At 57.6% G+C, this 4,192-nt stretch carries 4 protein-coding genes; 3 read left to right on the top strand and 1 reads right to left on the bottom strand.

The window, feature by feature from the left end; translation table 11 throughout:
• Nucleotides 1-628 (top strand): aminotransferase class III-fold pyridoxal phosphate-dependent enzyme (locus RTY00_RS21035; RefSeq protein WP_312666001.1); only part of this gene is annotated, 628 nt, incomplete at its 5' end.
• 94 nt (nt 629-722) lie between these two features.
• Nucleotides 723-2,117, top strand: coding sequence for a GABA permease (gene gabP, locus RTY00_RS21030; protein WP_256698753.1), 1,395 nt, complete (start codon nt 723-725; stop codon nt 2,115-2,117).
• Between the two features lie 32 nt (nt 2,118-2,149).
• Here the strand turns inward: gabP and RTY00_RS21025 are convergent, their stop codons facing one another.
• Entirely contained in the window at nt 2,150-2,476 is a 327-nt protein-coding gene (locus RTY00_RS21025; RefSeq protein WP_312666000.1) for a hypothetical protein, read from the bottom strand.
• Nucleotides 2,477-2,645: 169 nt separating this feature from the next.
• On the opposite strand from RTY00_RS21025, the gene RTY00_RS21020 reads away from it, so the two are divergent.
• Nucleotides 2,646-3,980: a glycoside hydrolase family 10 protein gene (locus RTY00_RS21020; protein WP_312666002.1), complete on the top strand. Its 1,335-nt coding sequence runs from the start codon at nt 2,646-2,648 to the stop codon at nt 3,978-3,980.
• The last annotated feature ends 212 nt before the right edge of the window (nt 3,981-4,192 follow it).

Below are 4,192 nucleotides of genomic sequence, written 5' to 3'. Positions count from 1 at the left end.
AGGCGGCTTCCACGTCGAGCCACCTGAATTCTTTAACCGTCTGCGTGCGCTGGCCGATGAACACGGCATTCTGCTGATTGCCGATGAAGTGCAAACCGGCTTTGCCCGCACCGGCAAGCTGTTTGCGATGGATCACTATGCGGTGAAACCGGATCTCATCACCATGGCGAAAAGCCTCGCGGGCGGCATGCCGTTATCGGCGGTCAGCGGCCGCGCCGAGATCATGGATGCGCCTGGTCCTGGCGGATTGGGCGGCACTTACGCTGGCAATCCGCTGGCGATTGCCTCTGCGCATGCGGTGCTGGACGTGATCGCCGACGAGAAGCTGTGTGAACGCTCTGCACAACTCGGCGCGCAGTTAACCGACTTCCTGCAGAGCGCGCGCAGCCAGTGCTCCTCCATTACCGATATTCGCGGCCTTGGCTCGATGATCGCGGTGGAGTTTGCCAGCGCGCAAACCGCGCAAACTATCCAGCAACAAGCGATGGCGCGTGGGTTGTTGCTGCTCACCTGCGGCCCGCAGGGCAACGTCATCCGCTTCCTCTATCCGCTCACCATTCCTGATGCGCAGTTCAGTCAGGCGCTCGACATTCTCAGCAGCGTGCTGAGTCAACACGCCGATTCGTAACACGCTACCCAGCTCGCGCGACGGGCTGGGCTTCTCACCTGTTGTAACCCGGTTGCGCGTGGCGCGGCCTGAGAGACGCTTTGGAGAAATATTGATGAGTTCACAGAATGCCGATGTACTGGCGCAAGGCCTGAAGCCGCGTCATGTGCGGATGTTATCGATTGGTGGCGTGATTGGTGCCGGATTGTTTGTTGGTTCAGGTCATGCGATCGCCGAAGCCGGTCCGGCGGTATTGCTGGCCTACATCGCCGCGGGCGCGTTGGTGGTGCTGATTATGCGCATGCTGGCCGAAATGGCGGTGGCATCGCCGGATTCCGGCTCTTTCTCCACTTACGCCGACAAATCGCTCGGCCGCTGGGCCGGCTTCACCATCGGCTGGCTGTATTGGTGGTTCTGGGTGTTAGTGATCCCGCTGGAAGCCAACGCCGCTGGCACCATCCTGCATTCGTGGTTTCCGCAGGTTCCGGTGTGGGAATACACGCTGGCGATCACTTCATTTCTGACCATCAGCAACCTGTTCAGCGTGAAGAACTATGGCGAGTTTGAATTCTGGTTCGCCCTGCTGAAAGTGGTGGCGATTGTGGCATTCCTCTGCGCGGGTAGTTTGGCGGTGTTTGGTTTAATGCCGGGCAGCAGCACGCAAGGGATTTCACATCTGTATGACACGCAAGGCTTTATGCCGAACGGCATTGGCGCGGTGCTGGCAGCGATCCTCACCACCATGTTCTCGTTTATGGGCACCGAGATCGTCACCATCGCCGCCGCCGAATCGCGCGAGCCGAAGAAGCAAATTACTCAGGCGACCAATTCGGTGATCTGGCGTATCGCGCTGTTCTATCTGCTGTCGATTTTCATCGTGGTGGCGCTGGTGCCGTGGAATACGCCGTCGCTGATGAAAGCCGGTTCTTACCAGACGGCGATGCAGATGATGAACGTGCCGTACGCGAAGCAGATCGTTGATGTGGTGGTGTTGATTGCGGTGTGTAGCTGCCTCAATTCCGCGCTGTATACCGCATCACGCATGATCTACTCGCTGTCACGCCGTGAAGATGCGCCAGCCATCGCATCGCGCACCACCCGCAGCGGCACGCCGTGGGTAGCGGTGCTGCTTTCTACGGCGGCCGCCTTCCTCGCGGTGATCGCCAACTATCTGGCGCCAAGCGCAGTATTTGAGTTCCTGCTCGCCAGTTCCGGTGCCATTGCGTTGCTGGTGTATCTGGTGATCGCCGCGTCTCATCTGGTGCTGCGCAAAAAGCGCGAAGCGCGCGGCGAAATCCTCAGCTATCGCATGTGGCTGTTCCCTGGCCTGACGTGGGCGACGATGGTGTTCATTGTCGGCGTGTTGATTGCCATGCTGTTTAACCAACAACACCGTCCAGAAATTATCGCCACCGGCCTGTTGACGCTGGGTGTGGTTGCCGCCAGTCGCATTGTGCAGCGCAAACGCGTGGCGCGTAAAAACGAGGAGATGGTGGCGTTACGCTCGTAACGCATTGATTCCGGGCAAGGATGCCGCGGAACTCAATCGTACTGCACGTCAATGCTGATGGCTTCTTCCAGCACGTTGAGGTTAATCGCGCATTTGCGCCACACCGGCAGACCGTTGGTCATGTTGTTATCCACGAAGTACTGCTGAAAATCCTTCAGCGCCTCCGAGAGATCGCCAATCGCGCGCGCATCGGGTTCAAACCAATCCGGTTCATCGTTTTCATCGATGTAATCGAACTGAAACTGCCCGCCATCATCGTCCGCAAAAAGTTCAGCCTGAACGATCAATTCCCGCGCACCTTCGGGGCCACAGCTAAAGATGATCTGGCCGATACGGCGATAAAGGTCTTCGTATTGCATAGGTTTTGGGTTCCTCAATGGTGTTTGGTGACGGTCGCCATAAATGCGGAATTCTGTTGTAGGGTCGCCATTCATGGCGACCTGCAGTTTCTCGATTATATTGACTTTAGTTCGCATGATAAGAGAATGAGGCTCTTCGAACAGAAAGTTGCAAAAAAGGGAGTTTACCATAGCCTGTTCACATCGTTTTCCCTGGGTTAACACCTACAAAAAATCCGCTGCGCTGATTGCTGTTGCCGTCGCCCTCTCTCTTGCCAGTTGCTCCTCGCCGCCGCCGAAATCGCTGGTCACGCCGTTGCCGACGGTGATCAAACCGCCGATGCCCACCAAACCTGCGCTGAGCAAAGAACCGGTGCGCGGCGTGTGGCTGACGACCGTTTCACGCCTCGACTGGCCGCCGATCAATTCAGTCAACGCCAGCCCGGCCAACCGCATCCACCAGCAGCAACAAGCGCTGACCGACAAGCTGGATAAACTGAAAAGCCTCGGCATCAATACAGTGTTTTTCCAGGTGAAACCGGATGGAACCGCGCTGTGGCGCTCCAGCATCCTGCCGTGGTCAGATATGCTCACTGGCAAGATTGGCGAAGATCCCGGCTACGATCCACTGAAGTTCATGCTGGATGAGGCGCACAAACGTGGCATGAAGGTGCACGCGTGGTTCAACCCTTATCGCGTCTCTACTAACGTCAAACCGTCCACGATTAACGCGCTGAATAATACGCTTGCGCTGCAACCGGCCAGCGTGTTTGTGCTGCATCGTGACTGGATCCGTACCGCTAGCGACCGCTTCGTGCTCGATCCCGGCATTCCCGCTGCGCGTGACTGGATCACCAGCATCGTTGCGGAAGTGGTGTCGCACTATCCAATCGACGGCGTGCAGTTCGATGACTATTTCTATACCGAAACGCCCGGCTCAACCCTCAACGACAACGCCACGTTCCGCCAATATGGTCAGGGTTTTGCCTCAAAAGCTGACTGGCGACGCAACAATACGCTGCTGTTGATCGAGCAGGTGTCGCGCACCATCAAGCAGCTGAACCCGAACGTGGAATTTGGCGTCAGTCCGGCGGGCGTATGGCGCAATCTTTCGCATGATGCGGCGGGTTCCGACACGCGCGGCGCGGCCGCCTACGACGAAGCCTATGCCGATACACGTCGCTGGGTGCAAATGGGACTGCTGGATTACATCGCGCCGCAGCTTTACTGGCCGTTTGCGCGCCAGGCCGCACGCTACGACGTGTTAGCTAACTGGTGGGCGGATGTGGTGAAACCGACGCATACGCGGCTCTATATCGGTGTGGCGCTGTATAAAATCGGCGAAGCCTCGAAAAGCGAACCAGACTGGACGGTGAATGGCGGCGTGCCGGAGTTGAAAAAGCAGCTCGATCTCAACGAGTCAGTACCGCAAATTAACGGCACCATTTTGTTCCGCGAGAATTACCTTAATCAGCCACAAACCCAGGATGCGGTAAATTATTTACGCAGCCGTTGGGGCGATTAACATTATCGCAGGGTCGCCATTCATGGCGTAATGCATGTCAGATAAGCAGTGCGCTGACATCGCAGGGACTCCGCCCGCTAAGCATCTGGCAGTTTCAGAATGCGTGAAGCAGGCGGCCGGGCTAAGGTCCGAAGGCGCGGACCTTAGCAATCCGCGCTTTCGCCGACGTCCTGTCGGCTCATCCTGGCCGTCACTCTGCGCTCGGCGCTGCG

It is taken from the genome of Pantoea sp. CTOTU49201, assembly GCF_032054795.1.
Taxonomy (GTDB): Bacteria; Pseudomonadota; Gammaproteobacteria; order Enterobacterales; family Enterobacteriaceae; genus Pantoea; species Pantoea symbiotica.
Note: the sequence above shows the minus strand (reverse complement) of the source record. Positions and strands in the feature narration are given on the sequence as shown.

What these genes read in the sequence shown, in the direction of transcription:
- gabP (WP_256698753.1), top strand. Translation starts at nt 723, where the DNA reads ATGAGTTCACAGAATGCCGATGTACTGGCGCAAGGCCTGAAGCCGCGT.
- RTY00_RS21025 (WP_312666000.1), bottom strand. Translation starts at nt 2,476, where the DNA reads ATGCAATACGAAGACCTTTATCGCCGTATCGGCCAGATCATCTTTAGC.